The 899-nt window shown below is 50.3% G+C and carries 1 protein-coding gene; it reads left to right on the top strand.

The features are described from left to right. Positions 1-873: dihydroorotate oxidase (locus ACTHUR_RS12580; protein WP_440398822.1), on the top strand; the 873-nt coding region annotated here is incomplete at its 5' end. Positions 874-899 lie beyond the last annotated feature (26 nt).

Here is an 899-nt window from a genome sequence, read left to right on the forward strand (position 1 = left end):
GGTGTGTCATGCATGACTGTTGAGGAATTAGAAGCAGTCAGACAGTCTTCGGCAGGCACTTTCATTACCAAGACCGCAACGCTTACCCCTCGTCAAGGCAACCCCGAGCCGCGTTATCGGGACGTCCCTCTCGGCAGCATCAATTCGATGGGCTTGCCGAATCAAGGCATCGATTACTATCTGGATTACCTGCTTACCCTTCAAGAGTCTCAGCCGGAACGGACATTTTTCCTATCACTGGTCGGCCTGTCGCCCGGCGAAACACATATCCTGTTGGAAAAGGTGCAAAATAGCGGGTTTAACGGTATTACCGAACTCAACCTATCCTGCCCAAACGTCGCCGGCAAACCGCAAATTGCCTACGACTTTGAAACCACCGAGATGATTTTGGATAATGCCTTTACCTACTTCGACAAGCCCTTGGGCATCAAATTGCCGCCGTATTTCGATATTGCCCATTTCGATCAAGCGGCGAAAGTGTTCAACCGCTATCCCCTAAAATTCGTCAACTGTGTCAACTCCATCGGCAACGGCATGTATATCGAAGACGAATCCGTCGTGATCCGCCCGAAAAACGGCTTCGGCGGCATAGGCGGCCAATACATCAAACCGACTGCGCTCGCCAATGTCCACGCGTTCTATCAAAGACTAGATCCGTCTATCCAAGTTATCGGAACGGGCGGCGTTTACAGCGGCCGTGATGCGTTTGAACACATCTTGTGCGGCGCAAGCATGGTGCAGATCGGCACGGCGCTACACCAGCAAGGCGTAGACATTTTTGAACGGGTTTCCCTTGAATTAAAAGCCATCATGGTGCAAAAAGGCTATGAGAAGCTGGAAGACTTCAAAGGCAAATTGAAATATTTTGCATAAGGTTTACTCTAAAAAACGCCCAAGGC

The sequence above is a fragment of the Neisseria sp. P0021.S007 genome, assembly GCF_051956855.1.